The organism is Streptomyces sp. NPDC045899, assembly GCF_056431485.1.
Window position 1 is genome coordinate 188439 of sequence record NZ_JBWKKP010000009.1, and the last position, 25135, is coordinate 213573.

The following is a 25135-nucleotide window of genomic DNA, read 5'->3' on the forward strand; positions in this document are numbered from 1 at the left end:
GGCGGACGCGGAAATGCCTCTCAACCGTTAACCCGGTGATAGTGGCGTTCCGGCCAGGGTTCAGGGGAAACTGGGGGAGATCGTCCCGGCGCGAGCCACGCGCCGCCGGCGTACAAGGAGGCATCCGTGCCGCATGTCCTGGTCCTCAACGCGTCGTACGAGCCGCTCGGCGTCGTACCGCTCCGCCGCGCGCTCATTCTCGTCCTCAACGACAAGGCCGTCAGCCTCGAGGACTCAGGCGCCCTGATGCACAGCGCGACCCGGGTCATACCCGCTCCCAGCGTCGTCCGGCTGAAGCGCTTTGTGAGGGTGCCCTTTCGCGGCCCCGTCCCGCTCACCCGCCGTGCCCTGTTCGCCCGTGACGGCGGCAGGTGCGCCTACTGCGGTGGTATCGCCACCAGCGTCGACCACGTCATTCCGCGCAGCCGGGGCGGCCAGCACACCTGGGAGAACGTGGTCGCCGCCTGCCGCCGCTGCAATCACGTCAAGGCCGACCGCCATGTCGCCGAGATCGGCTGGCGGCTGCGCCATCAGCCCGCGCCGCCGTCCGGGCTGGCCTGGCGCATCATCGGCACCGGGCATAGGGACCCGCGCTGGCTGCCATACCTGCAGGCATACGGCGCGGAAGACGCCATGGCCCGGATCGACGGCAAATCAGCCTGAGACCGGGCCATCGTCATGTCTGCCCGCCGCGGGGTCCGCGGCGGGCAGCCGACCGTCCGCGGGTCTCTTCGCGGTCACCGCTCCCGGCGTTCGTGCACGGCGTAGGCCGACACCGACCAGAGTGAGTAGCCGAAGCGGGTCGCCCGCTCCACGCCCTGGATCCGGATGAACCGGGTGTCCGGGGCGTCCATCCGGACCGACTCCCGTCCCCCCTTGCCGTGGTCCACCGCGGCCGCCGTGCGCCAGGTGCGCCCGTCCTGCGAGACCTGGATCCGGTAGCGCGCGGCGTAGGCGTCCTGCCAGCGCAGTTCGAGCCGTCCCAGCCGGGTCGGACGGGCCAGCTCCAGCTGGAGCCAGGCGCCGTCCTCCGCCGGGGAGGACCAGCGGGTGTCCGCCTCGCCGTCCACGGCGGCGGAGGCCGGGAAGTCAGGGGTCTCATCGGCCGAGGAGGACGCCCTGGCGCCGTCCGCGCGGGCCAGGTCCGGGCCGCCGGTGCGCGGGAAGGCCCGTACGGTCAGCGTCCGCTTCTGCGCGCCGAACCGGACCGGCACGGTGTAGCTGCCCGCCTTGGTGCCCTTGGCGACGGATATCTCCAGCCGGGCCGTGGCCGTACCGCCGCGCTGTGCCGTCACCCCCTCGGGCGCCCGGACGGTGATCCCGCGCGGGGGCCGGAGGGTGAGGTCACCGCTGACGTCACCGGGGCGCTGCGAGGTGAGCTCGGCGTGGACCACCGCGGACCGTCCGCCGATCTCCGCGTCCGCCACCGGGTGGGACAGCCCCAGCTTCACCGCCGGGGTGTCGGCGAACCAGGGGGTGAGCTCGTGGACGTCCGGGGCGGTGGTGCCCTCCGCCCAGGTCAGCCGGAGCGCGTCCGCCCGGACGCCCTTGCCCGCGACCTGGGTGGCACCGCCGCGGGACAGCGCGCCCAGCCTCCGCCAGCCCTCGCCCGGGACATGGGCCTCGACCGTGCCCGGTGAGCGGCCCGTCACCGGGGTGGTGAGCGCGGAGACGGAGGCCAGGGGGCGGGTGCGGTCGAACCGCACGGTCACCGGACGGCCCGGGGCCCGCACCGCGGTGGTCACCTTGCCGTCGGCCGCCGCGCGGTCGCCACCGGAGGCGCGCAGCCCCCGCGCACCGGCCCGGTCCAGGCCCAGCCAGGCGTCCGCGCGGGCGACGGCCTTGGTGAGGAAGGGGTCCAGAACGCCCTTGCCCACCGTCACCCGGCTGTCCGCGATCTTCTCGCGCAGCCCGTCCAGCGCCCGCCGGTCCTTCCAGGCCGCCCCGCCGTCGCCGCGCGCCTGGGCGGTGAGCATGTCCACGGCGCGCACCCCGGCGTCGCCGTACCGCCCCAGCTGGTCCAGCCAGGGGCGGACGTCCTCGCCCAGCTTCCCCGCCAGCCGTTCGGGGGCGTCGCGCATGGTGCGGAAGGCGTCGCGCAGCCGGTCCGAGGTCCGCTCCAGCCGTGCCGCGTCGGTGTCGCCGAGCGCCGACCAGAAGGCCGAGATCAACGGGCGCAGATAGGCCGACTCATGGCCGCCGAGCACCGAGGAGGCGTCGTTCCCGGCGAAGGCGCGCAGCGCGGCGCGGCTCTTCGCGTCCGGTCCGGCCAGATCGTCGATGGCCGCGCCCCAGGACTCCGCGGGGCGGTAGCCGCGCGGGTTCCAGGCGAAGTCCGCCGCGGTGAACAGCGGGATCCGGGAGGCGGTCGGCTGCTCCATGGCGTTGGCCAGCAGCCCCGCGGACTGGGTGGCCACCGCCGGGTCCCGGCCGGTGTACGGACCGAGGAAGACGCGGTCCTGCGCGTAGTCGTTGACCGGGTAGTTGTCCATGGTCATCAGCCGGTGGCCGAACGCCGACCGGGCCCCGGCCAGTTGACCTCCGGTGATGGTCTCCGGCACCACCCCGACCCCGGTCCAGGCCACCTCGACCCGCTCGTCGAGACCGGAGGCCAGCGCCCGCCGGAACGCGGTGTCGCCGTCCTGGTAGTACTCGGTGGGCATCAGGGAGGGCGGCACGGAACCCGGGTGGCGCGAGGCCAGGTGCCGGGCGACCGCGTTGGCCACCGTGGCCTGTGCCTCCGCGGCCGCGCGCGGGCCCGAGCCGAAGGTGTCGGAGTCCTTGCCGCAGTGCCATTCGCTGTAGCTGACGTCCTGGAACTGGAGCTGGAAGGCGCGCACCCCGAGTGCCCACATCGCGTCGACCTTGCGCAGCAGCGCCTTGACGTCGTCGGGGGAGGCGAAGCACATCTGCTGGCCGGGGGAGACCGCCCAGCCCAGGGTGACGTGGTTGGCGCGGGCCCGGGTGGCCAGCTCGCGGAACTCCTCGCGCTGGGCGGCCGGGTAGGGGTCGCGCCAGCGGGACTGCCGGTAGGGGTCGTCGCCGGGCGCGTAGAGATAGCGGTTCTGCTTGGTGCGGCCCATGAAGTCGAGCTGGGCCAGCCGGTCGGCCCGGGACCAGGGGGAGCCGAAGAAGCCCTCGGTGGTGCCGCGCACGGCCGTGCCCGGCCAGTCGCGGACGGTCACCCCGGCGAACGCCTTCCCGTCCTCGCCGCGGCGCTCGGTGAGCAGCTGGCGCAGGGTCTGGACGGCGTGGAAGAGCCCGTCCGGGCCGACGCCGGACAGCGCGGCGGTGGGCCGTCCGTGCACCGCACCGGTGGCCAGCAGATAGCCGCCGGAGGGGAGGTCGCCGCGCTCGGGCGCGCGCAGGGCCCGCAGCGCGGACCGGGCGCCCCGGCCGTCGGCGTGCACCACCAGACCGCGCCCGGGGGCGCGGCCGCCCGGTGTGGCCTCGTAGACCGTGCGCACCCCGGCGTCGTGGAGCAGGGCGCGCAGCGCGTCCAGCGCATAGGGGTCGGCGTCGCCGTCGGCTATGAGGGTGGCCTCGTCCCCCACCGGGACCGCCTCGCCCTGGGCCCGCAGCGACTGGGGGCGCGGCCAGACCGGGGGCACCCCGCCGTCGCTGTCGCGGTCCGGGGTGGAGGTCACCGGTTCGCCGTGGTCCACGGGCGCCGCGCCCGCGGCCGGCGCGCCGCCGAGGAGGCCGCCGATGACCGCGGCCGCCATGGCCGTCGCCCCGGCCGCCCTCGGACCCCTGGGCCGCTTCCCCCCGAACTGCACCGGCTTCTCCCTGATCCGATAGACGGCCTTCGTCGAAACGTCGCGCGCGCCGCCAGTGAGCGATGAGCCCACCACCACGCCGGTGAGGGTGTCAACGCGGGCGACCGAACTGTCGCCAATGCCGTGTCCGGTACGGGACGCCCCGTCCGGGCGCGCCGCCGCACCGCCCGCGACACACCGTGGGGCACGCCCCCGCAAGTCTGACGGACGAGGGGCGGTCCTGTTCGTAAACTCTGTGTCCCCGATCCCCTGTCGCCGACAAATCGCCGCTCGGACGGGATGTGAGCTACGGCACGTCCGGGGGTTGTTTACGTCTGTACCGGTCCCGAGTGGGTAAGCGCGACGTTGACCCACTGCCGACACCCCACGGAGGTCCGTGTGGCCGCGTCAGCTCAGCTTCTGCTCACCGCCCTGTCCAAACCCGTGCCCGAGCCGTCTCGTGACACGGATCCCTTCGACGGAGTCTCCGACCCCGACTGCGGACTGTGCGGACTGGACGGCTTCGGGACCGGCGGCGCCACCGAAGCGCCCCTGACCAGCGAACCCCCGCTCGCCGACAATGTGCCCCTGACCAGCGAGCCGCCGCTCGCCGCCGAACTTCCCCTGACCAGTGAGCCGACCGCCGCCGCCATCGGCGCGGGAGCGGGCATGGAGCCGATGGAGTTCTGATGGGCAGAGCGCGGCTCGCCGAGCTGCACGGTGTCGCCACCTCCTACGAGCCCGCCCCGGGCCGCACCGTCCAGGTGCCCGAGGACACTGTCGTCGCCGTGCTCGCCGCGCTCGGCGTGGACGCCTCCACCCCCCGATCCGTCACCGAAGCGCTCGCCCGGCACACCAGCCGTGAGCGCGACCGGCTGCTGCCCCCCTGCGTGGTGGTGCGCCCCGGTGGCACACCCCGGCCCGACGTGCCCGAGGGCACCGAGCTGTGGGTGCGCACCGAGAACGGCGCACCGCACGCGTGGGGGCCCGTGGACGGCCCGGCCGCCGAGCGGCTGCCCCCGCTGCCGCCCGGCGCCCACACCCTGACCGCGCGGGCGCCCGACGGCCGCCGGGCCCGCGCCACCCTGATCGTCGCCCCGGACCGGATGCCGGTCCCCGCGGCGCGCAGCCACGGCTTCCTCGTCCAGCTCTACTCGCTGCTGTCCGCCCGCTCCTGGGGCATGGGCGACCTCGGTGACCTCGCCGACCTCGCCGCCTGGTCCGGCCGGGCGCTCGGCACCGGCTTCGTACAGCTCAACCCGTTGCACGCGGCGGTGCCCGGCACCCCCACCGACCCCTCGCCCTACCGCCCCTCCTCGCGCCGCTTCCCCGACCCGGTCCATCTGCGGGTCGAGGACGTCCCCGAGTACGCCCAGCTGCGCGGTGCCGCCCGGGAACGGGCCGACCGGCTGCTGGAGTCGGCCGCCGGTCTGCGCAGAGCCGTCTTATCCGAGGGTGCGCTGATCGACCGGGACGCGGTGTGGGCGCTCAAGCGCGAGGCCCTGGAACTGGTACGGGCCGTCCCGCTCGGCCCCGGCCGCCGCGCCGCCTACTGCGATTTCCTCGCCGAGCGCGGCCAGGCCCTGGAGGACCACGCCCTGTGGTGCGCGCTCGCCGAGACCCACGGCCCCGACTGGCGCGGCTGGCCCGGCGGACTGTCCGATCCGCGCTCCGCCGGCACCGCGCGCGCCCGCGGTGAGCACCTGGACCGCACCGACTTCCACTGCTGGCTCGCCTGGCTCACCGACGCCCAGCTCGCCACCGCCCAGCGCGCCGCCCGCGAGGCGGGTATGGGCATCGGCCTGGTGCACGACCTGGCCGTCGGCGTACACCCCTCCGGTGCGGACGCCTGGGCCCAGCAGGACGTCTTCGCCGCCGGGATGTCCATCGGGGCGCCGCCGGACGCGTTCAACTCCCGCGGTCAGGACTGGGGTCTGCCGCCCTGGCGCCCGGACGCCCTCGCCGCCACCGGCTACGCCCCCTACCGAGAGCTGCTGCGCGGACTGCTGCGGCACGCGGGCGCGCTGCGCATCGACCATGTGATGGGCCTGTTCCGGCTGTGGTGGGTCCCCGAGGGGCGGCAGCCGACCGAGGGCGCCTACGTCCGCTACGACGCCGAGGCCATGCTCGCGGTGCTCGCCTTGGAGGCGCACCGTGCGGACGCCGTCGTCATAGGGGAGGACCTGGGCACGGTCGAGCCCGGCGTCCGGGAGACCCTGGCGCGGCGCGGAGTGCTGGGCACCTCGGTGCTGTGGTTCGAGCGCGACTACGACGGGTCCGGTACGGCCCGCCCGCTGGCCCCCGAGGAGTGGCGCGCCGACTGTCTGGCCACCGCCACCACCCACGATCTGCCGAGCACCGCCGCCCGGCTCACCGGCGACCACGTCGAGCTGCGCCACCGGCTGGGGCTGCTCGCCCGTCCGCTCGCCGAGGAGCGGGCCGCGGACGCGGTCGAGGTCGCCGAGTGGCTGGCCCTGCTGGGGCGGCTGGGGCTGCTGCCCGAGGGGCCGGCCGACGAGGAGGCCGCGATCCGGGCCGTCCACCGCTTCCTGCTGCGCACCCCGGCCCGGATGGTGGGGGTGTGGCTGCCGGACGCGGTGGGGGACCGCCGTCCGCAGAACCTTCCGGGCACCTGGGACCAGTACCCCAATTGGCGGCTGCCGATCGCCGACGCCCGGGGGCGGCCGGTGTCCCTGGAGGAGCTGGTGGCCTCGCCCCGGCTGCACGCACTGATGGCGGAGCTGGCCCGCGCCGCAGGGGAGGAGCCCGCGGCGGCGGGGGCGCGGGGCACCGCGGACGTCACCGCGCGCACGGCCACCCCGCGCACGACCGGCGCGCGGGCGTCGGATAAATTGAGTCCGTGAGCAACAAGGTCAAAAAGAACGCCGTGCGCGCCGGGGCCGTGGTCGCCGCGACGACGGCGATGGTGCTGATGTCGTCCCCCGCGTTCGGGCTCACCCCCGACGACGGAGACGACCCGGGTCCGGGCCTGAGCGTCGGTGCGACGCTGGGCCTCTACGTCGTCACTCCGATTGTGCTCTTCCTGGTGATCGCCGGTCTGGTGATCGTCGGAGACAAGAAGTCCGGCAAGAAGCAGACCGACTGACACCGGGCGATCGACGAAAGCGCTCAAGGCGGCGCTGCGAAGGCGCCCCCGGCCATCCGGCCGGGGGCGCCTTCGTCGTATCCGCTGTCGGGTCCGCCACAGCGCACGGGGCTCGCGCACACCGACTCCTGCCGTGACACGGTCAGTTCACTCCGGGTCGCGCCCGTGTCCCCGACCGTTTATTTTCGCTTTAACCTACGGTGTCGTAACCTACGGGTCCGTAGGTGATGACCGCCGTACCCGTCCCTTGGAGCCCCGCTGTGACTCTCGCCCCTTCCCGCCGACACGGTCAGACCGTGTGGAGCGACAGCCGGCTGCTCTTCGCCCTCGAGGAAGTCGTCGAGGTCGAGCTCAACCGGCATCTGAAGGTCGCCAAGGAATGGATGCCGCACGAGTACGTGCCCTGGAGCGACGGCCGCAACTTCGACGGGGTGTTCGGCGGTGAGGCGTGGGCGCCCGAGCAGTCCAAGGTCAGTGAGATCGGCCGGACCGCGCTGGTGGTCAACCTCCTCACCGAGGACAACCTCCCCAGCTACCACCACGAAATAGCGACTCTGTTCGGCCGGGAGGGCGCCTGGGGTACCTGGGTGCACCGCTGGACGGCCGAGGAGGGCCGCCACGGCATCGTCATGCGCGACTACCTGCTCACCACCCGCGCCGTGGACCCGGTGGAGCTGGAGCGCTTCCGGATGCAGCACATGTCGGAGGGGTTCGAGTCCGACAACGCGCACAGCATGCTGCACTCGATCGCGTACGTCGCCTTCCAGGAGCTCGCGACCCGCATCTCGCACCGCAACACCGGCCACCACTCCGGTGACCCGGTCTGCGACCGGATGCTGGCCCGCATCGCCACCGACGAGAACCTGCACATGGTCTTCTACCGCAACCTCCTGTCGAAGGCGTTCGAGCTGGCGCCCGACCAGACCATGTCCGCGGTCCGCGATGTGGTGGTCAACTTCCGCATGCCGGGCCACGGCATCCCCGGGTTCGAGCGCGCCGCCGCCAAGATGGCCATCGGCGGCATCTACAACCTGCGCATCCACCACGACGACGTGCTCCAGCCGGTGCTGCGCTTCCTGAAGGTCCTGGAGATCGGCGGACTCGGCCCGGACGGGCTGAAGGCGCAGGAGGAGCTGGGCCTGTACATGGGCGGCTTGAACGACCAGGCCGTCAAGTTCGACGAGAAGCGAGAGGCGTTGATGGCCCGCCGCAGGGCCCGTGCCGAGCGCGTGTGACCACTCCGCCCCCGGGGCCCTGACCGGACCGGGTCCGAGGGCACGCGCTGCCCCCGGACCCGGCCCGGAGCCGTGGTGACGTCCCTGGACACATCACCACGGCCCGTGTGCGGCGCCGTGACGTCAGCCGATGCAGCTGGGCGGGATGAAGGGGCTGCCGACGCAGTTGGTGGGCTGGTTGCCGGTGATGGGGGAGTTGGCGACGGTGTACGGGTCGCCGGAGTAGATGCCGCCGGGCTGTTCGGTGGCGGTGTTGTTGGTCACCGGGCTGTTGATCAGGGTCATGGTGCCGTCGTTGGAGATGCCCCCGGCTCTGCCGTTGCCGGCAGTGTTGCGGGTGACCGGGCTGTTCTTGAGCGTGAGCGTGTTGAAGTTCTCGATGCCGCCGATCGAACCGTCGGTGACGGTGTTGCGGCTGACGGGCGTGTTGTTGAGGGTCAGCACCGCGTCGTTCCACAGACCACCGGTATTGGCTCCCGTACTGGTGGTGGTGTTGTCGGTGACGCTGCTGTTGGTGAAGGTGACGGTGCCGCCGTCGAAGTCGCCTCCGCCTCCGGCTCCGGCCGCCTCATTGTTGCGGAGGGTGCTGTTGTTGACGACCAGGGTCCCCGACGCGCTGTTGAGCCCCCCTCCGAATGAACCCGCGTAGTTGGAGGTGAGGGAGGTGTTGGTGATGGTGGTGTTGCCTTCGTTGTCGAGGCCCCCGCCGAGATCGTCGGCGGAGTTGCCGGTGATGGTGCTGTTGGAGATCGCGGCGGTGCCGTCGACGCTGACGCCTCCTCCACTCGCGGCGATGTTGTCGCTGATGGTGACGGTGCTGAGGAGGCGGAGGGTGGCGCCGGTGTCGACGAGGATGCCTCCCCCGGCGGTGGTTCCGGGGGTGTCGCCGCCGGAGATGGTCAGTCCGTTGGTGAGGCTGAGGGTGCCGCCGCTGCCGACTTCGAAGATGCGGAACTGGGGGGCGCTCGGGTCGCGTGTGATGGTGGCGTTGTTGCCGACGATGGTGAGGGGTCTGGTGATGATGGGGAGTCCGTTGTCGCCGATGGCGGTGGTGAGGGTGTAGGTGCAGCTGGAGGCGAGGACGAGGGTGTCGCCCGCGGGTGCGTTGGTGATGGCGTTGACGAGTGCGGTGGTGGAGCAGGGGACGACGGTGGCGGCGTGGGCGGGGGCGGTGAGGGCGCCGATGGCCAGGGCGGCGCAGGCGGGGACGGTGAGGGTGCGGAGGAGTTTCATGGCAGGCCTCTCCTGGGGGTCGGCGGGTTGCCGGCTTTCTCCGGCCGGTCGGCTGGGGGCGCTCCGGGGTGGTGGGGGTGGTGCGGGCAGCGCCGAGACCGGTTGCGGTGGAGTGCCGGGGTGAGGTGGCGGACGCGGACCGAGCGGTCCGCGTCCGTGCTCCCGCTCCTGGGCGACGCCGACAGCGGTGGGGGTGGGCCTGCCCGGCAACCGCCGGCCGGTTCCTCCGAGCGGGATGGTGCGGCAGGGCGGTTGCCGGGTTGCGGCTGGGCGGTCCGGTCAGCCGATGCAGCTGGGCGGGATGAAGGGGCTGCCGACGCAGTTGGTGGGCTGGTTGCCGGTGATGGGGGAGTTGGTGACGGTGTACGGGACGAAGGAGTAGACGCCGCCGGGCTGACCGGTGGCGGCGATGTTGTTGGTCACCGGGCTGTTGATCAGGGTCACGGAGCCCTCGCTGTTGAAGATCCCGGCGGGCGCGGAGTCGGAGCTGTTGGAAGTGACGGGGCTGTTCCTGAGCAGGAGCGTGCCCTCGTTCTCGATGCCCCCGACCGATCCGTCGGCGGTGTTACCACTCACCGTCGTGTTGGTGAGCGTCAGGTTCCCGTCGTTGAACAGACCCGCGTAGGAGGCGGCGGTAGCGGTGTTGTTGGTGATACTGCTGTTGTTGAAGGCGGCGGTGCCGTCGGAGACATAGCCACCACCGCCCTCGTTGGCGGTGTCGTTGTTGCGGACGGTGCTGTTGTTGACGGTCAGGGTCCCCACCTCGCTGTAGAGCCCGCCCCCGAAGGTGTCAGCCTGGTTCGAGGTGATGGAGGAGTTGCTGATGGTGGTGGTGCCCGCATTGTGGACGCCGCCTCCGTTGTTGTCCGCGCTGTTGCCGGTGATGGTGCTGTAGTTGATGCTGGCCGTGCCCTCGACGCTGATGCCCCCTCCGTTGCCGCCGGAGCTGTTCCCACTGACGGTGACGTCCCTCAGCAGGCGCAGGGTGCCGCCGCTGTCGACGAGGATGCCCGCGCCGTCGTTGGGGGTGTCGCCGCCGGTGATGGTCAGTCCGCTGGTGAGACTGAGGGTGCCGCCGCTGCCGACTTCGAGGATGCGGAAATCGGGGGCGCCCGGGTCGCGTTTGATGATGGCGTTGTTGCCGACGATGGTGAGGGGCCTGGTGATGATGGGGAGTCCGTTGTCGCCGATGGCGGCGGTGAGCGTGTAGGTGCAGCCGGAACTGAGGACGAGGGTGTCACCCGAGGGTGCGTTGGTGATGGCGGTGACCAGTGCGGTGGTGGAGCAGGGGACGACGGTGGCGGCGCGCGCGGGGGCCGCGAGGGCGCCCGCGGTCAGGATGGCGCACGCGGCGGCGACGAGGGTGCGGATGAGTCTCATGGTGGTCTCTCTCCTGGCCAGTGGTGCTCCGGGGTGGAGCCGGGAGCGCCGGGCACGCGCGGGGCGTGTCGAGGATGAGGGGCTGACCGTGTCGGATGCAGCGCCCCCGCGCTCCGGACGGGATCGCGGAGCGGGGGGACGGACACGGGAGCGGGCCGGTCGTACCTCGTCGGCGGTGAGCGTCGGTGGTGAGTCCGGAGGAGGTACCGGCGTGCCTCCAGTGAGGCAGGAAGACCGAGGGGCGGGCAAGGATCCGGCCCGGGAGTCACCCGAACAGGGCAGCGCTCGATGTCGCGCTCACGGTCGGCGCCGCGTTCCGTGAGCGGGCGCACCGCCGGCGCGGTGCGAAATCTCCTCCGAACCGGGACGGCGGGCGCATCAGAGGGGGCCGCACACCCCGTGGACGGGGACGCATGCCGTCCCACGCCAGGTCGCCGGTCGACGGCGCCGCGGCCCGCCGTGGCGAGCGGTGATCCACCGCCAAGCGGGGCGTTCCCCCAGAAGCGGCCGAGCGGGATCGCGGCGAGGGGGCGCGCCCCCGGGCCCGGCTCGCCTTCGGTCACGCGGGTCTCCGCGCCGCGGGTCGTTTCCCCGTCGCCGCCGTGCGGCCCACGAAGGGCCGCACGGCAGCGTCACCGGGTCAGCCCGCCGCTGCGGCGTCCGCGGCCCGGGCCTTCAGGGCGCGCTCCACGCCCGCGCGGGACTCGGTGACCATACGGCGCAGGGCCGGGGACGGGTCGGCCGAGGCGAGCCAGGCGTCGGTGGCGTCCAGGGTGTCCTGGGAGACCTGGAGGGCCGGGTAGAGGCCGACCGCGATCTGCTGCGCCATCTCATGGCTGCGGCTGTTCCAGATGTCCTTCACCGCGGCGAAGTACCGCTCCGTGTACGGCGCCAGCAGCTCCCGCTGGTCGGTCTGGACGAAGCCGCCGATCACCGCTTCCTGCACCGCGTTCGGCAGCTTGTCGCTCTCCACGACCGAGGCCCACGCCTCCGCCTTGGCCTCGTGGGTCGGCCGCGCGGCCCGGGCGGTGGCCGCGTGGCGCTCGCCCGCCGAGGTCTTGTCGCGCTCCAGCTCCGCCGCGATGGCCGCGTCGTCGGCCCGGCCGGTGGCCGCCAGCCGCTCCAGCAGCGTCCAGCGCAGCTCGGTGTCGACGGCCAGGCCGTCGAGCGTCTCCGTGCCGTCCAGCAGCCCGGCGACCAGGTCCAGCTGGGCGTCGGTGCGGGCGGTGGCGGCGAACGCCCGCGCCCAGGCGAGCTGGTGGTCGCTGCCGGGGGCCGCGCCCCGCAGGTGGGCGAGGGTGGCCTCGGTCCACGCGGTCAGGCCCGTGGGCCGCCAGTCCGGTGCCGCGTACAGCTCCAGGGCCAGCTTGACCTGGCGGTGCAGGGACTGGACGACGCCGATGTCGGACTCCTTGGCGATGCCCGACAGCACCAGCGACAGGTAGTCGCGGGTGGCCAGTTCGCCGTCCCGGGTCATGTCCCAGGCCGAGGCCCAGCACAGGGCGCGCGGCAGGGACGCCTCGAAGTCGCCCAGGTGCTCGGTGACCACGGCCAGCGAGTCCGGGTCGAGCCGCACCTTGGCGTAGGACAGGTCGTCGTCGTTGAGCAGGATCACCGCGGGGCGCTTGGTGCCGGTCAGCCGCTCCACCTCGGTCAGCTCACCGTCCACGTCCAGCTCGATCCGCTCGGAGCGGACCAGCTTGCCGGTGGCGTCCAGGTCGTACAGGCCGATGGCGATGCGGTGCGGCCGCAGCGTCGGCTCACCGGTGGCGCCGGGCGGCAGCGCGGGGGCCTCCTGCCGGACCGCGAAGGAGGTGATGGTGCCGGTGGCGTCCGTGGTGATCTCCGGGCGCAGTACGTTGATTCCCGCGGTCTCCAGCCACTTCTTCGACCAGGTCTTCAGATCGCGGCCGCTGGTCTCCTCCAGCGCGCCGAGCAGGTCGGAGAGCCGGGTGTTCCCGAAGGCGTGGCGCTTGAAGTACGCCTGGACGCCGGTGAAGAACTCCTCCATGCCCACGTAGGCGACGAGCTGCTTCAGCACGCTCGCGCCCTTGGCGTAGGTGATGCCGTCGAAGTTGACCAGCACGTCGTCCAGATCACGGATCTCGGCCATGATCGGGTGGGTGGAGGGCAGCTGGTCCTGCCGGTAGGCCCAGGTCTTCATGGAGTTGGCGAAAGTGGTCCAGGCGTGCGGCCACTTGCTGCCCGGGGCGTGCGCCTGGCAGGCGATGGAGGTGTAGGTGGCGAACGACTCGTTCAGCCACAGGTCGTTCCACCACTCCATGGTGACCAGGTCGCCGAACCACATGTGGGCCAGCTCGTGGAGGATCGTCTCCGCGCGCGTCTCATAGGCCGCGTCCGTCACCTTGGAGCGGAAGACGTACTGGTCGCGGATGGTGACCGCGCCCGCGTTCTCCATCGCGCCCGCGTTGAACTCCGGGACGAAGAGCTGGTCGTACTTGGCGAACGGATACGGGTAGTCGAACTTCTCCTCGAACCAGTCGAAGCCCTGCCGGGTCACCGCGAAGATCGCGTCCGAGTCGAGGAACTCGGCCAGCGAGGGACGGCAGTAGATGCCCAGCGGCACCGAGCGGCCGTCCTTCTCGTAGGAGCTGTGCACGCTGTGGTACGGGCCGACGATCAGGGCCGTGATGTACGAGGAGATCCGCGGCGTCGGCTCGAAGCGCCAGACGTTGTCCTTGGGCTCGGGCGTCGGCGAGTTGGAGATCACCGTCCAGCCCTCGGGCGCGGTCACGGTGAACCGGAAGGTGGCCTTGAGGTCCGGCTGCTCGAAGCTGGCGAAGACCCGGCGCGCGTCCGGCACCTCGAACTGCGTGTACAGATACGCCTGCTGGTCCACCGGGTCGACGAACCGGTGCAGTCCCTCACCGGTGTTGGTGTACGCGCAGTCCGCCACCACCCGCAGCTCGTTGCGCCCGGCCAGCAGCCCCGGCAGCGCGATCCGCGAGTCCGCGAACACCTCGGCCGCGTCCAGCGCCTCGCCGTTGAGCACCACCTCGTGCACCGTGGGCGCCACCAGGTCGATGAACGACTCCGCGCCCGACTCGGCGGCGTCGAAGCACACCGAGGTCACCGAGCGGTAGGTACCGCCCTCCTGCGCGCCTGAGAGATCGAGGTCGATCTCGTACGAGTCGACGGTGAGCAGGCGGGCCCGCTGCTGTGCCTCGTCGCGGGTGAGGTTCGTTCCAGGCACCTGGCATTCTCCTTGTGTCGCGTTTCCGGCCATCCTTCCACGGACACCCGCCCTCGCGGCGGTAGGAAAAGCGGTGGACAAAAGGGCCGGAGCGGGACGGCTGGCCCGTCCCGCTCCGGCCCCGGGTGCCTCCGGGTGGCTCAGCCGAGCTCGGCCGCCACCAGCTCCGCGATCTGCACCGCGTTCAGCGCGGCGCCCTTGCGGAGGTTGTCGTTGGAGAGGAACAGCGCGAGGCCGTGCTCCACGGTCTCGTCCGCCCGGATCCGGCCGACGTAGCTCGGGTCCTGGCCCGCGGCCTGGAGCGGGGTCGGGATCTCGGAGAGGGCCACGCCCGGGGCGCCGGCCAGCAGCTCATAGGCGCGCTCGACGCTGATCGGACGCTCGAAGCGGGCGTTGACCTGGAGCGAGTGGCCGCTGAAGACGGGCACGCGGACACAGGTGCCGGAGACCTTGAGCTCCGGGATCTCCAGGATCTTGCGGCTCTCGTTGCGGAGCTTCTGCTCCTCGTCGGTCTCATGGCGGCCGTCGTCGACGATCTTCCCGGCCAGCGGGAGGACGTTGAACGCGATCGGCCGGGCGTAGACACCGGGCTCGGGGAACTCGACGGCCGCGCCGTCGTGGGTGAGCTCGGCCGCGCGGTCGGCGGTCTTGCGGATCTGGCCGTCGAGTTCGGCGACACCGGAGAGACCGGAACCGGAGACGGCCTGGTAGGTGGTGGCCACCAGGGCGGTCAGCCCGGCCTCCTGGTGCAGCGGGCGCAGCACCGGCATGGCGGCCATGGTGGTGCAGTTCGGGTTGGCGATGATGCCCTTGGGGCGGTCCACCGCGGCGTGCGGGTTGACCTCGGAGACCACCAGCGGGACCTCGGGGTCCATCCGCCAGGCGGAGGAGTTGTCGATCACGACGGCGCCCTGCCCGGCGACCTTCTCGGCCAGCGCCCGGGAGGTGGCGCCGCCCGCGGAGAAGATCACGATGTCCAGACCGGAGTAGTCGGCGGTGGCCGCGTCCTCGACGGTGACCTCGGTGCCGCGCCACGGCAGTGTGCGGCCCGCGGACCGGGCCGAGGCGAACAGGCGCAGCTCCTCGGCCGGGAAGTCGCGCTCGGCGAGTATGTTGCGCACCACTCCGCCGACCTGGCCGGTCGCACCGACGATTCCGATCCTCATATCTACCCTTTTCCTCAGTCGTGCCTGTTCCGGACCCCCTACCCAGCGGCCAGTCTCTCAGGCTGTGACATAGCCCGCTCCTGGGTTTCGCCGCGGCGGCGTGCCGGCCGGGTTCCCTCCGGGATGAACACGGAGTGAGCGGAAGAATGCCTGTTCACCAGGGTGCGGTAACCGTTTGCTACCGCGGAGATCCACGTGTGGAGATCGGTGGCCGGCGTTGCCGTCGCGTTCACGCGGGGGCCACTCCCGATGCCAACGATCCGGAGTGAGGGGCAGTTCCCTGCCCCGGCCGCTTCCGCGTATCCACCCGGGGAGATCGCGTATGTCCCGCATACGGTCCGCCGCCTCTGCCGTCACCGCCCTCGACCGCCGCACCTTCCTGGCCGCCACCACCGCCACCGGCGCCACCGCGGCGCTGGGTATCGCCTTCGGTCCCGGTACCGGCTCCGCGACCGCCTCACAGCCCCCCATGGCGCACGGCGCGGCCCGCCGGGTGGTGCAGGCGCCCGCCGCCCCCTCCAGGGCCGGCACCACGCTGGAGACGGTCTCGGCGGCGCACGGCGCGATCGGCTACCGCAAGCTCGCCGACGGCCCGGCCTGGGCGCGCGGGGTGCGGACCGACATCGTGGCGGGCAAGGGGGGCCGGGAGGACCGGCGCACCGCGCTCGCCTCCTTCGTCCAGCTCACCGATCTGCACATCACCGACGTCCAGCACCCGATGCGCTACGAGTTCCTGCGCTCGGGCCGCACCGGGGCCTGGCGGCCGCACGAGGCGCTGACCGTGGTCGGTGCCGCCTCGCTCATCGAGCGGGTCAACGGACTGCGCGGCGGACCGGTCACCGGGGCGCCGCTGTCGTTCGTGATGACCACCGGCGACAACACCGACAACAACTCCACGATCGAGCTGGACTGGTTCCTGACCGCCATGAACGGCGGCCGGATCACTCCCAACACCGGCGACCCCCGGCAGTACGAGGGCGTCCAGAACAGCGGGATCAAGGAGTTCTGGCACCCGGACCGGGCGCTGCGCGACGCCGACAAGCAGCGCGGCTTCCCGCGTATCGACGGGTTCCTGGAGGCGGCGCTGCGCACCGTGCACAGCCCCGGACTGCGGCTGCCCTGGTACTCGACCGTCGGCAACCACGACGACCTGGGCGGCGGGGTCTACTCCTTCGGCGGCGGCTACCTGGCGGAGCTGGCCACCGGCGACCGCAAACTCCAGATCGTCCCGGCCGCCGAGGCCGCCAGGATCTACCAGGGCGAGCGCGAGGGGGCCGACCCGCGCGGCAAGGACATGAAGGCCCTGCTGCGCGCGCACGCCAGGGACATGCGCAGGGTCACCCCCGACGAGCGCCGCGCGCCGTTCACCCGGGCCGGGTACCTGGCCGCGCACCTCGACCCGGCGCGCACCGGCCCCGGCCCTGTCGGCCACGGCTACACGAAGGCCAATCTGGAACAGGACACGCTCTACTACTCGTTCCGGATCTCGGACGATGTCATCGGCGTCAGCCTGGACACCACCGACCCCGGCGGCCACTACACCGGTTCCCTCGGCACCGCGCAGCTGAGCTGGCTGGAGCGGACGCTGAAGGCGCACCGGGACGACCACGTCCTGGTCTTCAGCCACCACTACAGCCGCAGCATGACCAATATGAATCACGACCCGGCCCGCCCCGGCGAGGCCCGCCACGGCGGTGACGAGATCATCGCGCTGTTCCGGCGCCACCCCCAGGTACGGGCCTGGATCAACGGCCACAGCCACCAGAACGAGATCACCCCGCACGGCACCTTCTGGGAGATCACCACCGCCTCGCACGTGGACTTCCCCCAACTGGCCCGGGTCGTCGAGGTGGTGGACAACCACGACGGCACCCTGTCGCTGTTCACCACGCTCATCGAGGCGGCCGCCCCGCGCCGCACCGACCACTCCGACCTCTCCCAGACCGGTCTGGCCGCGCTCTACCGCGAACTGTCCTTCAACGCGCCCGGCGCCAGCCAGAAGCTGGCCGGTGACCCGGGCGACCGCAACACCGAACTGCTGCTGCGCAAGGGCTGATCACCCACAGGGCGGCGGCCACCGCGCGGCGGCCCGGCACAGCGCCCGTCACCGCGGCAGCACCACGACGTACGGGGCCGGCTCGCGGTCGGCCGCCGCGATCAGGGCGGTGCGCACCACCGCCGCCTGCTCCTCCAGCCCCTCCCGCAGCCTCCGCGGGGTCGTCCGCACCACCGTGATGCCCAGCCCCTCCAGGTGCTCGCGCTTACGGGCGTAGGCGCCGCGCAGCGCGTACTCGTCGTGGCGCGGCGCCCGTGCGTCGATCTCCAGCGCCACCGCGTGGTCGCGCCAGTAGGCGTCCACCTCGCCGAGGCGGTGGCCGCCGGGCAGCCGCAGTTCGACGTTCCACAGCGGCTCGGGCAGCCCGTGGCCGCGCACCATGTCGTACAGCCGTCCCTCGGCGATGGCCCGGCCCTCGGCCAGCAGCGCGTCCACCGCGTCGATCACATACGGCCGGGACAGCAGCCGGGCCTGGCTCAGCTCCTTCACCACGGCCCCCGCCTCGCAGTGGCCGTGGCGTACGGACTCGGTGAGCAGTCTGCGCACCAGCACCGCGTCGCCGAGCCGGGCGACCGTGTCCGCGAGCGCGCGGGCGACCGGGGCGGTGGGCACTCCGGCGAGGTACCGCGGGCCGGGCATCGTCTGGGAGCGGACGAACCGCACATAGCCGGTGGCGCGCAGCCGCCGGGTGCGCGGCACCAGCACATCGACGTGGTCCAGCGAGGCCAGCGGGGGAGCGGCGGAGAAGTGGTGCAGGGCCAGCGCCGCGAGCCCGGTGACCATCGCCTCGCCGTACGGCCCCTCGTCCCCGGCGCCGCTCCCGGCCGCCGCCGTCTGGCGGCGGCTCGCGGTGTACAGCAGCGCCGCGTGCAGCCGCTCCTCGCTGGTGGCCGGACCGGGGTGGAGCAGATGGACGCCCGGCAGGATCTGCTGCCACGGCCCACCCTCCCGGCAGCGCTCCGCGGCGACGGCCGCGGTGACACCGTGTTCCCGGAGCTGGCGGGTGGTCAGAACCCGGCGCTGGACGTCGGTGAGGTGGTGGAGCGGACGGGGGGACAGCGGCGTGTCGTGGCTCATGCCCCGGCCATTCCCGCTCGCCCCGCCCCACTCACCGCTGTTACCAACTCGTCGACAAACCCGGACAACACCGTCCTAAAGTACGGGAGTTCGAATGCCGAAAACGGTCCGTCAGACAGCTGCCCGGGTATCGCACTCCTGACCGCGCAGGGCACGCGCCAGATCGTCCCGCGCCTCCAGCACCAGCCGCCGCAGCGCTGGCGCCGCGTCCGGCCGGGCGGCCAGCCAGTCGTCGGTGGCCTTCAGCGTGGTGGCGTCGCCCTGGGTGGCCGGGAACAGGCCGCGCACGATGCCCATCGCGATCTCGATCGAACGCTCCTGCCAGATCCGCTCGATCATCTCGAAGTAGCGCGGTGCGTACGGCGTCAGCAGCTCCCGCTGGCCCGGCTGGTCGAAGCCCGCGATGGTGGCGTCCACCAGGGCGTTGGAGAGCCGGTCGGAGTCCACCACGGCCGCCCACGCCTCCGCCTTGACCCCGGCCGAGGGCCGCGCGGCCAGACAGCGCACCTGGTGGCGCTTGCCGGACGCGGTGTCGTCCCGGGCCAGTTCGGCCGCGATATCCGACTCGTCCGCCGCCCCGGCCGCCGCCAGCGCCGCCACGAAGGTCCAGCGCAGCTCCTGGTCGACGTCGAGGCCGTCGATCCGGGCCGTACCGGCCAGCAGTCCGCTCAGCAGCCGCAGTTCGGAGTCGTCCGTGGCGAGCTGGGCGAAGAACCGCGCCCACGCCAGCTGGTGTCCGCTGCCCGGCTCGGCGCGCCGCAGTTCGGCGAGCGCGCCCTCCGCCAGCCGGGCGCCGGCCGCCTCGCGCGCCTCGGGCGCGGCGTAGTGGTGCAGGGCGGACAGCGCCCATGTCTGGACCATCTGGAGCACGCCGATGTCGGACTCGGACCCGGCGAAGCGCAGCACCAGACCCAGGTAGTCACGGGCGGGCATCAGCCCGTCCCGGGTCAGGTTCCACACCGCGGACCAGCACAGCGCACGGGCCAGCGGATCGCTCAGCTCGCCCAGGTGCTCGCGCAGGGTGGCCAGCGAGCCCTCGTCGAAGCGGATCTTGCAGTAGGTGAGGTCGTCGTCGTTGACCAGGACCAGATCCGGCCGCTCGGCACCGGTCAGCTCGCCGACGACCGTACGGGGCCCGTCGACATCGGTCTCCGCGCGGGCGTAGCGCACCAGCGCCCCGGCCTCGTCCTTCCGGTACAGCCCCACCGCGATCCGGTGCGGGCGCAGCGTGGGATGACTCTCGGCGGCCTCCTGGACCACCGCCAGCTCGGTGATGTGCCCGGCCGCGTCACAGGTGAGCTGCGGGGTGAGCACATTGACGCCCGCCGTCTCCAGCCACGCCCGGGACCACGCGGCCATGTCCCGGCCCGAGGTCTCGGTGAGCACCGCCAGCAGGTCGGTCAGCCGGGTGTTGCCGAAGGCGTGGCGCTTGAAGTAGCGTCGCGCGCCTTCCAGGAAGGCGTCCTGGCCCGCGTAGGCCACCAGCTGCTTGAGCACCGAGGCGCCCTTGGCGTAGGTGATCCCGTCGAAGTTGAGCTTGGCGTCCTCCAGGTCACGGATGTCGGCGGTGACCGGGTGGGTGGAGGGAAGCTGGTCGGCGCGGTACGCCCAGGACTTGCGGCGGTTGGCGAAGGTGATCCAGCCGTCGGTGAACCGGGTGGCGCCGACCAGCGCGAAGGCGCCCATGAAGTCCGCGAAGGACTCCTTGAGCCACAGGTCGTCCCACCACTCCATGGTCACCAGGTCGCCGAACCACATATGCGCCATCTCGTGGAGGATGACGTTGGCCCGCCCCTCGTACGAGGACCGGGTGACCTTGCCGCGGAAGACGAACTCCTCGCGGAAGGTCACGCACCCCGGGTTCTCCATGGCGCCGATGTTGTACTCGGGCACGAACGCCTGGTCGTACTTGCCGAACGGGTACGGGTAGTCGAAGCGGTCGTGGAAGAAGTCCAGTCCCTGCTTGGTGACGGTGAAGATGTCGTCCGCGTCGAAGTGCTTGGCCAGCCCCGCCCGGCACAGCGCGCCCAGCGGGATCTCCAGCTCCGTGCCGTCGGGCAGGGTGCGCCGGTAGGTGTCCGTCTCGTAGTGGTACGGGCCCGCGACGACCGCCGTGATGTAGCTGGAGATGGGCAGCGTCGGGGTGAAGTGGGTGGTGGTGCCGGAGCCGGAGGCGGCGGGTTCGCTGCGCGCCGCGGTGCCGTTGCTCAGCACGGTCCAGTGGCCGGGCGCGGTCACCGCGAAGGTGAACGGGGCCTTGAGGTCCGGCTGTTCGAAGGTGGTGAAGACCCGGCGGGCGTCGGCCGGCTCGTACTGGGTGTAGAGGTAGACCTCGCCGTCCTCGGGGTCGGCGAAGTGGTGCAGCCCCTCCCCGGTGCGGCTGTACGCGCACCGGGCGTCCACCACCAGCTCGTTCTCGGCGGCGAGCCCGTCCAGCGCGATCCGGGCCCCGTCGAAGACGGCCGCCGGGTCCAGCTCCCGGCCGTTGAGGGTCACCGAGGTGACCTCGGGCGCCACCAGATCGGCGAAGGTCGAGGCGCCCGGCTCGGCGCAGCGGAACCGCACGGTGGTGGTGGAACGGAACGTACGCGGCCCCGGACCGGTGTGCGGCTCGACGGCCGACCGCACATCGAGCGCCACGTCGTAGGCGTCCACGGTCAGCAGCCTCGCCCGCTCCCGGGCTTCGTCACGGGTCAGGTTCTCACCAGGCACGACGCGGACTCCCTCGCTCTCGTCTCGAATATCGGACAGCGCGCATCATGTCACGCCGTACTCCCCGGGGGAATCGGGGAATGAGGCCCGATCACGCATGCGTTGTCCTGGAGGAGAGCCCCGATAACCCCTGCTTTTCACAGGCGCCCCGCCCGAGGAGACACCGTGACCGAGACCGCCAAGACCCCCGCCGACTTCTGGTTCGACCCGCTCTGCCCCTGGGCCTGGATGACCTCGCGCTGGATGCTCGAAGTGGAGAAGGTGCGCCCGGTCGAGGTGCGTTGGCATGTGATGAGCCTGGCCGTGCTGAACGAGCCCAAGCTGGACGAGCTGCCCGAGGAGTACCGCGAGCTGCTGAAGACGGCCTGGGGGCCGGTGCGGGTCTGCATCGCCGCCGAGCAGAAGCACGGCAGCCAGGTGCTCGGCCCGCTCTACACCGCCCTGGGCACCCGTTTCCACAACCAGGGGCTGGAGAAGAACCGCGAGACGATCGTGGCGGCGCTGGAAGAGGCGGGGCTGCCCGCCGAGCTCGCCGACGCCGCCGACTCCGACGCCTATGACACCGAGCTGCGCGCCTCCCACAAGGAGGGCATCGAGCTGGTGGGCCAGGACGTGGGCACCCCCGTGATCGCCGTACCGGGCCCGGAGGGCGAGCGCATCGCCTTCTTCGGCCCGGTGGTGACCCCCGCGCCCAAGGGCGAGGAGGCGGCGAAGCTGTGGGACGGCACTCTGATGGTGGCCTCCGTCCCCGGTTTCTACGAGATCAAGCGGACCCGGACGGTCGGCCCGATCTTCGACTGACCGACGGCCGGACGGCCGGCGACCGGAAGGTCGTCGGAAGACGGCGGGGCCCCCGCGCGAGTCGACCGCGCGGGGGCCCCTTTTCCGCCTGCCAGGTGTTCGGTGAGAAGACGATCACGCAAGCAGGAGGTCTGTTACGGCGCGAGCAGCAGGTTGTTCGCGCGCTCCTTGGCGGCCGTGTAGCGACGCGCCACGTCCTGCCAGTTCACGACCTTCCACATGGCCTCGATGAAGTCCACCTTCTGGTTCTTGTACTGCAGGTAGAAGGCGTGCTCCCAGGCGTCGAAGACCAGGATCGGCACCGAGCCCTGGCCGACGTTCCCCTGGTGGTCGTAGACCTGCTCGACGATCAGCCGCCCGCTCAGCGGCTCATAGGCGAGCACACCCCAGCCGGAGCCCTGCGTCGTCGCCGACGCCTTGGACAGCTGCGCCTTGAACGCCGCGAAGGATCCGAAGTACTCGGTGATCGCGTCGGCGAGCTCGCCCACCCCGTCCTTCTCCAGCGGCTCGCCGCCGCCGTCACCGGTCATGTTCTGCCAGTAGATGCTGTGCAGGATGTGGCCGGACAGGTGGAAGGCCAGGTTCTTCTCCAGGCCGTTGATGGAGCCCCACTGGTCCTTGTCCCGCGCCTCCGCGAGCTGCTCCATCGTGTCGTTCGCGCCCTTGACATAGGCCGCGTGGTGCTTGTCGTGGTGCAGCTCGATGATCTCGGGGCTGATGACCGGGGCCAGCGCCGAGTAGTCATACGGAAGTTCAGGAAGTGTGTAGATGGCCATGCGAAGCCCTCCGGGACCGGCTTAATGCAATTAGCTTGCAACTGCACGCTATCAGCAAGAACATTCTTCGCCAGTGGGGAGTGGATCTCTGGTCCGAAAGAAGGAGGCGCGGTGCGCCCCCGGACCGAGGACCCGCCCCGCCGTTCACCTGGGCGTGGCCTGACCGGACGCATGCGCGTGGGGAGCGGCGGATCTAAGATCAAAGGTCGCTCGAAGGGGGAGGGCATGGATCCTCAGATCGCCGATCTCGCCAGGACCGCCGGCACCACCATGGTCACGCTGATGACCACCAACGCCTGGGAATCGGCCCGGGACGGCCTCGTCTCGCTCTGGCAGAGGTTCCAGCCCGCCAGGGCCGACGGCATCGGCGAGGAGCTCGAGGCGAGCCGTGCCGATCTGCTGCTCGCGCGCGAGACGGGCGACGCGGAGTCCGAGGCGGAGCTGACCACGGAGTGGCAGGGCCGGGTGCGGCGGCTCCTGGTGGCGCGGCCGGAGGTCGCGGAAGAGCTGCGCCGCATCCTGGACGAGCTGAACCCCCGGCTGCCGGATCAGCGGCCCGCCGCCGGCGAGATCCATCTGACGGCCGAGGCGTCCGGCAGCGGCCGGGTCCACCAGGCCGGACGCGATCAGCACATCACCGAGCGGTGAGCGGCCCCATGCCGATCGACGGCCGCGCCTCCGGCCAGGGCCGGGTCTTCCAGACCGGCGGCGACCAGTACATCGAGGAGCACCACCACCACGGCACCGGCACGGGGTCCCTACCCGACCCGGTCCGGCACTACCCGGCCCCGCCATCTCGTGGGCCGCACCTGGCAGTTGTCCCTGGACGCCCTGGCCGGACAAGGACGGCCTGAGGCGAGCGCATCCGCCTGCAAGCCCCGGTCATCCGCGGACTCTGGCGACACCGTCGCTCACAGCCCGGGTTGCCCACGGGCTGGCCGTTCAACGGCAGCTGCTCGAACGCCGCGAACGGGTGCTCGGACCCGAGCACCCGTTCGTCGTGCAGAACCGCGAATCGTTGACCGAGCGGCAGGCCGAAGCCCACCCCCGAGTCAGCCCTTGCGGGTCACCGCCCGCTGGCGGACGTAGCCGATGATCGCCAGCGCCACCGTCAGACCGGCCGTGGCGTACAGCTGGCTGCGGGTGTCGGCCTCGCGGAGCATCAGGCCCAGCACACCGATCGTGGCGGCCAGCGCCACCCACGTGAGGTAGGGGAACAGCCACATCTTGACCACCAGCTTCTCCGGCGCCTCGCGCTGGAGCCTGCTGCGCATCCGCAGCTGGGCGACGGCGATGAAGGCCCACACCACCAGCACCGCGGCGCCGACCATGTTGAGCAGCCACTTGAAGATGGTGTCCGGCCACCAGTAGCTCAGCAGCACCGCGACGAAGCCGAAGAAGGAGGAGGCGAGCACGGTGAGCCGGGGGACACCGCCGCTGACCTTGCCCAGGAAGGCCGGGCCCTCACCGCGGGCGACCAGCGAGTACGACATCCGGGAGGCGCCGTAGATGTTGGCGTTCATCGCGGAGAGCAGGGCGATCAGCACGATGACGTTCATGATGTTGCCGGCCGCGGGGATGTCGAGGTGGTCCAGGACCGCCACGTACGGGCCGTCGGACAGGATCGCCTTGTCGTCCCACGGGATCAGCGTGACGACGACCAGCATGGAGCCGACGTAGAACAGGGCGATCCGCCACATCGCGGTGCGCACGGCCGAGGCGACGCTCTTGACCGGGTTCTCGGACTCGGCGGCGGCGATGGTCACCGTCTCCAGACCGCCGTAGGCGAACACCGAGGCGAGCAGACCCACCACCAGGCCGTCCAGGCCATTGGGCAGGAAGCCGCCGTCCCCGGAGAGGTTGGAGCCGCCCGGGGCGTCGGTGCCCGGCAGCACACCGGCTATCGCCAGGACGCCGAGAACCAGGAAGAGGGTGATCGCGGCGATCTTGAGCGCGGCGAACCAGAACTCGAACTCACCGAAGTTGCTGACCGCCGCCAGGTTGGTGGCGCAGAAGACCGCCATGAACAGGGCGACCCACATCCAGGAGTCGGTGCTCGGGAACCACTGGACCATGATCCCGGCGGCGCCGATCGCCTCGGCCGCGATGCCCACGCACAGCAGCACCCAGAACATCCAGCCGGCGGTGAACCCCGCCCACGGCCCGATGGCCCGCTCCGCGTGCACGGAGAAGGATCCCGAGGCCGGATTGGCGGCCGACATCTCGCCCAGCATCCGCATGACCAGCATCACCAGCAGCCCGGACATGGCGTAGGCGAGCACGATCGAGGGGCCGGCGGCGGCGATTCCGGCACCGGAGCCGACGAACAGGCCCGCTCCGATCACCCCACCGAGGGCGATCATCGACAGATGGCGCTGCTTGAGGCCGTGGGAGAGCGCGGGCGAGGCGGGTGTGCCCGCGCCGCTTGCCTCCATGTCGCGCTGTGGCGCGGAGGACGCAGGTGTCCGATTCATGTGCTCTTCTCTGTCCCTTGGGTGGGGGGGGCGGACGGGTGCAAAACGAGCTCAGTGTGAGGCGTGTGTCCGGTGAGGACAACACTGCGAGCTGGATTGTCTGGATATCGGACACCTCGGTGACGCTCTGTATCGCGGCGCTATGCC

General features: G+C 71.9%; 17 protein-coding genes. 8 read left to right on the plus strand and 9 right to left on the minus strand.

Going from position 1 to position 25135, the window contains the following annotated elements; translation table 11 throughout:
* Window positions 1-126 precede the first annotated feature (126 nt).
* Window positions 127-663, plus strand: coding sequence for an HNH endonuclease (locus AC07FT_RS16110; RefSeq protein ID WP_254740526.1), 537 nt, complete (start codon window positions 127-129; stop codon window positions 661-663).
* A 74-nt stretch (window positions 664-737) separates the two neighbouring features.
* Here the strand turns inward: AC07FT_RS16110 and AC07FT_RS16115 are convergent, their stop codons facing one another.
* Complete coding sequence (locus AC07FT_RS16115; protein WP_479176804.1) at window positions 738-3725, minus strand: beta-N-acetylglucosaminidase domain-containing protein; 2988 nt, start codon at window positions 3723-3725, stop codon at window positions 738-740.
* A 432-nt stretch (window positions 3726-4157) separates the two neighbouring features.
* Between AC07FT_RS16115 and AC07FT_RS16120 the strand changes: the two genes are divergently transcribed.
* The 4 genes from AC07FT_RS16120 to AC07FT_RS16135 all read left to right on the plus strand — a co-directional run bounded on the left by AC07FT_RS16120 (window position 4158) and on the right by AC07FT_RS16135 (window position 8099).
* Window positions 4158-4448: a hypothetical protein gene (locus AC07FT_RS16120; RefSeq protein WP_479176745.1), complete on the plus strand. Its 291-nt coding sequence runs from the start codon at window positions 4158-4160 to the stop codon at window positions 4446-4448.
* On the plus strand, window positions 4448-6622 hold the full coding sequence (gene malQ, locus AC07FT_RS16125; protein WP_479176746.1) for a 4-alpha-glucanotransferase: 2175 nt from the start codon (window positions 4448-4450) through the stop codon (window positions 6620-6622). The genes AC07FT_RS16120 and malQ overlap by 1 nt, the downstream gene beginning before the upstream one ends.
* Window positions 6619-6864: a hypothetical protein gene (locus AC07FT_RS16130; protein WP_432037989.1), complete on the plus strand. Its 246-nt coding sequence runs from the start codon at window positions 6619-6621 to the stop codon at window positions 6862-6864. Before malQ ends, AC07FT_RS16130 begins: the two co-directional genes overlap by 4 nt.
* Before the next feature lie 260 nt (window positions 6865-7124).
* Entirely contained in the window at window positions 7125-8099 is a 975-nt protein-coding gene (locus tag AC07FT_RS16135; protein ID WP_471205495.1) for an acyl-ACP desaturase, read from the plus strand.
* Between the two features lie 123 nt (window positions 8100-8222).
* Here the strand turns inward: AC07FT_RS16135 and AC07FT_RS16140 are convergent, their stop codons facing one another.
* The 4 genes from AC07FT_RS16140 to AC07FT_RS16155 form a co-directional block, all read right to left on the minus strand.
* Window positions 8223-9332, minus strand: a complete 1110-nt coding sequence (locus tag AC07FT_RS16140) for a right-handed parallel beta-helix repeat-containing protein (RefSeq protein WP_479176747.1) — start codon at window positions 9330-9332, stop codon at window positions 8223-8225.
* 279 nt (window positions 9333-9611) lie between these two features.
* Window positions 9612-10712, minus strand: coding sequence for a right-handed parallel beta-helix repeat-containing protein (locus tag AC07FT_RS16145; RefSeq protein ID WP_479176748.1), 1101 nt, complete (start codon window positions 10710-10712; stop codon window positions 9612-9614).
* A 640-nt stretch (window positions 10713-11352) separates the two neighbouring features.
* Entirely contained in the window at window positions 11353-13926 is a 2574-nt protein-coding gene (gene pepN / locus AC07FT_RS16150; protein WP_479176749.1) for an aminopeptidase N, read from the minus strand.
* A gap of 140 nt (window positions 13927-14066) precedes the next feature.
* Entirely contained in the window at window positions 14067-15092 is a 1026-nt protein-coding gene (locus tag AC07FT_RS16155; RefSeq protein ID WP_254740511.1) for an aspartate-semialdehyde dehydrogenase, read from the minus strand.
* A 322-nt stretch (window positions 15093-15414) separates the two neighbouring features.
* Here AC07FT_RS16155 and AC07FT_RS16160 point away from each other — a divergent pair, with 322 nt between their 5' ends.
* On the plus strand, window positions 15415-17148 hold the full coding sequence (locus AC07FT_RS16160) for a TIGR03767 family metallophosphoesterase (RefSeq protein ID WP_479176750.1): 1734 nt from the start codon (window positions 15415-15417) through the stop codon (window positions 17146-17148).
* A 48-nt stretch (window positions 17149-17196) separates the two neighbouring features.
* Here the strand turns inward: AC07FT_RS16160 and AC07FT_RS16165 are convergent, their stop codons facing one another.
* Complete coding sequence (locus AC07FT_RS16165; protein ID WP_479176751.1) at window positions 17197-18225, minus strand: hypothetical protein; 1029 nt, start codon at window positions 18223-18225, stop codon at window positions 17197-17199.
* Between the two features lie 111 nt (window positions 18226-18336).
* Window positions 18337-20937 carry an aminopeptidase N gene (pepN, locus tag AC07FT_RS16170; RefSeq protein ID WP_479176752.1) on the minus strand — a complete coding sequence of 867 codons (2601 nt, stop codon included), beginning with the start codon at window positions 20935-20937 and terminating at the stop codon, window positions 18337-18339.
* Window positions 20938-21102: 165 nt separating this feature from the next.
* Between pepN (AC07FT_RS16170) and AC07FT_RS16175 the strand changes: the two genes are divergently transcribed.
* Window positions 21103-21738 (plus strand): mycothiol-dependent nitroreductase Rv2466c family protein, encoded by a 636-nt coding sequence (locus AC07FT_RS16175; protein ID WP_471205483.1) that lies wholly within the window; start codon window positions 21103-21105, stop codon window positions 21736-21738.
* A 134-nt stretch (window positions 21739-21872) separates the two neighbouring features.
* On the opposite strand, the gene AC07FT_RS16180 is transcribed toward AC07FT_RS16175, so the two are convergent.
* Complete coding sequence (locus AC07FT_RS16180; protein ID WP_471205481.1) at window positions 21873-22514, minus strand: superoxide dismutase; 642 nt, start codon at window positions 22512-22514, stop codon at window positions 21873-21875.
* 225 nt (window positions 22515-22739) lie between these two features.
* Here AC07FT_RS16180 and AC07FT_RS16185 point away from each other — a divergent pair, with 225 nt between their 5' ends.
* Window positions 22740-23162, plus strand: a complete 423-nt coding sequence (locus AC07FT_RS16185) for a hypothetical protein (RefSeq protein ID WP_479176753.1) — start codon at window positions 22740-22742, stop codon at window positions 23160-23162.
* A 404-nt stretch (window positions 23163-23566) separates the two neighbouring features.
* Here the strand turns inward: AC07FT_RS16185 and AC07FT_RS16190 are convergent, their stop codons facing one another.
* The gene (locus AC07FT_RS16190; RefSeq protein ID WP_479176754.1) at window positions 23567-24988 is read right to left on the minus strand and encodes an amino acid permease; all 1422 of its coding nucleotides are present in this window, start codon (window positions 24986-24988) and stop codon (window positions 23567-23569) included.
* Between the last annotated feature and the right edge of the window lie 147 nt (window positions 24989-25135).

Coding starts and splice junctions, on each gene's coding strand:
- AC07FT_RS16115 (WP_479176804.1), bottom strand. CDS start 3,725: ATGGCGGCCGCGGTCATCGGCGGCCTCCTCGGCGGCGCGCCGGCCGCG.
- malQ (WP_479176746.1), top strand. CDS start 4,448: ATGGGCAGAGCGCGGCTCGCCGAGCTGCACGGTGTCGCCACCTCCTAC.
- AC07FT_RS16140 (WP_479176747.1), bottom strand. CDS start 9,332: ATGAAACTCCTCCGCACCCTCACCGTCCCCGCCTGCGCCGCCCTGGCC.
- AC07FT_RS16145 (WP_479176748.1), bottom strand. CDS start 10,712: ATGAGACTCATCCGCACCCTCGTCGCCGCCGCGTGCGCCATCCTGACC.
- AC07FT_RS16155 (WP_254740511.1), bottom strand. CDS start 15,092: ATGAGGATCGGAATCGTCGGTGCGACCGGCCAGGTCGGCGGAGTGGTG.
- AC07FT_RS16160 (WP_479176750.1), top strand. CDS start 15,415: ATGTCCCGCATACGGTCCGCCGCCTCTGCCGTCACCGCCCTCGACCGC.
- AC07FT_RS16165 (WP_479176751.1), bottom strand. CDS start 18,225: ATGAGCCACGACACGCCGCTGTCCCCCCGTCCGCTCCACCACCTCACC.
- AC07FT_RS16180 (WP_471205481.1), bottom strand. CDS start 22,514: ATGGCCATCTACACACTTCCTGAACTTCCGTATGACTACTCGGCGCTG.
- AC07FT_RS16185 (WP_479176753.1), top strand. CDS start 22,740: ATGGATCCTCAGATCGCCGATCTCGCCAGGACCGCCGGCACCACCATG.
- AC07FT_RS16190 (WP_479176754.1), bottom strand. CDS start 24,988: ATGAATCGGACACCTGCGTCCTCCGCGCCACAGCGCGACATGGAGGCA.